Origin of the sequence: Aedoeadaptatus coli (assembly GCF_900343085.1) — a bacterium.
Taxonomy (GTDB): Bacteria; Bacillota; Clostridia; order Tissierellales; family Peptoniphilaceae; genus Aedoeadaptatus; species Aedoeadaptatus coli.
Window position 1 is genome coordinate 1 of the sequence record NZ_OPYI01000034.1, and the last position, 2,133, is coordinate 2,133.

A 2,133-nucleotide genomic window follows, 5' to 3' on the forward strand; every position below is an offset into this window, starting at 1 on the left:
ATGGACCTGAAAGCGGTGCTGACCTTTGCATGCATGAACATGAAAAAACTGGCACTAATGATGGATCGAAAAGAGCGGGACGGAGGAGGCGACGGCCCTTCTTTTGCTGATTTATGGAAAAAATACACAAAAAAGAGACAAACCCCGAGTTTTGTTCGGAGTTTGTCTGCAGTCTGAAAGCCTCCCGCGGGAGGCTTTTTCTTATGCCCGAAAATTCGATTCGAGGGAGGCGAGCATTCGATTCAAGGATAAAAAGACGGCAGTCGGTTCAAAAGCTGAGGCCGTTTCAGGGAATTCATAGGGCAAGGGGAAGCGGATGCCGAGGGATGCAAGAAGAGGCGGTCATCGCTATGAATTCAAAGGGAGAAGAAAAGGAGGTGCTGAGCATTCGATGAAAATAGCTCAGGATATTTAGCAGTGAGATAAAACGCCGGTAGCGCGTTTGTTGCAATAAAAAAATCCGTCGACGGGATGGCCGCCAACGGATTTTGTATCGGGCTTATTTAACAGCTTCGGTTAAAACTTCACCTAAGCGCTTAATGCCTTCTTCGATTTTTTCTTCGGACATGCAGCTGTAGTTCAAGCGGAAGTGGTTTTCTTCCGGGCTGTCGGGATAGAAAGCGCCGCCGGGTACGAAAGCAACTTTCTTTTCGATGGCTTTAACAGCGATGTCGCGAGCATTTAAGTGTTCGGGAAGGGTTACCCACAGGAAGAGGCCGCCTTCGGGATTGGTGAAGGAAACTTCTTTCGGGAAGTATTTCTTCATGGCTTCGACCATGATGTTTTTACGTTTGCCGTAAACTTCGATGATGCTGTCAATGTGTGCTTCCAAGTCGTTGTCGTCGAGGAATTGAGCCAGAATCATTTGAGTCGTGGTCGAGGTTTGAAGGTCAGCACCTTGTTTAACCATGTTGAATTTTTCGAGAACTTCTTTAGCTGCGTTGAACCAACCGACGCGGATACCGGGGCTGAAGATCTTGGAGAAGGTACCCATGAAGATAACGCGGTCTTCGGTGTCTAAGCTGCGAAGAGACGGTTGAATTTCGCCTTCGAAACGGAGTTCGCCGTAGGGGTTGTCTTCAAGAATCATAACGTCGTATTTGTTGGCCAATTCGATTAAGCCTTTGCGGCGTTCCATGGTCCAGGTTTTGCCGGAGGGGTTTTGGAAGTCGGAAATGACATAGATGAACTTAACGTTGTCGTGGTTCTTTAATGCATTTTCGAGGTCTTCGAGAACCATGCCGTCTTCGTCGAGGGGCACTTGCAGGAACTTAGGTTCGTAAGCTTTGAAGGCGTTCAATGCGCCTAAGTAAGTAGGACTTTCAACGACGATGTAGTCGCCCGGATCGATAAAGATTCTGGCCATGAAGTCCAAACCTTGTTGGGAACCGGACAGAACTTGAATGTCATCAGCTTCGACGTTTTTAACGCCGACTTTATTCATGCGGGTAATGCAGTGTTCTCTTAAGCGTTTGTAGCCGTCGGTGGGGCCGTATTGAAGGGCAGCGGCACCGTTTTCTTTCATGACTTTGTTTTCAGCTTCGATCCATTTGTCAATGGGGAATAATTCAGCTGCGGGAAGACCGCCGGCGAAAGAAATAATGCTCGGGTCAGCCGTTAAAGCGAGTAGCTCACGGATTTCAGACGCTTTCAGATTGTCCATTCTTTTTGCAAATTTAGGCATTAAGAACTCCTTTCATCATAAAAAAATTGCGTGGTAACGTTTTATGAGTTTATTGTATATCGTACATTGTTGAAAGTCAATGATGTTGTAAGCCCTGAAATCAAATAGATTCCCGGAGAAAAAGAATGGAAATCGGCCCATAGAAAAAACGTGCGCCAAAAGGGTTTTTGACTTTTGTTTTATTCTTAAAACGGGGCGTGAGATTTAAGAAATTCGAAAAGAAAGGCCGATGTGATTTTTTTAAAAATGTTTGACTCTCTTAAAATTTTCCGCGAACAAAAAAATCCCCCGACGAATGGTGTCGGGGGAAAGGGTTATTTTTGGTTCTATGTCAACCATTGGGGAGTCTAGTGAAAACTAGGCTCCTTTTTGTTTTCCCAAATGCCATCTATCACCGATCTTTTGAACAGACAAAAAGCAGTTTTGTTCGGAAATGATGAAAGTTTTGC

At 45.4% G+C, this 2,133-nt stretch carries 1 protein-coding gene; it reads right to left on the bottom strand.

Features of this window, described 5'->3' with window-relative positions; all coding sequences use genetic code 11:
- Positions 1 to 499: 499 nt before the first annotated feature.
- A complete protein-coding gene (locus tag DG046_RS09565; RefSeq protein WP_108832261.1) occupies positions 500 to 1,684 on the bottom strand; it encodes an aminotransferase-like domain-containing protein in 1,185 nt (394 codons plus the stop codon).
- Positions 1,685 to 2,133: the final 449 nt, after the last annotated feature.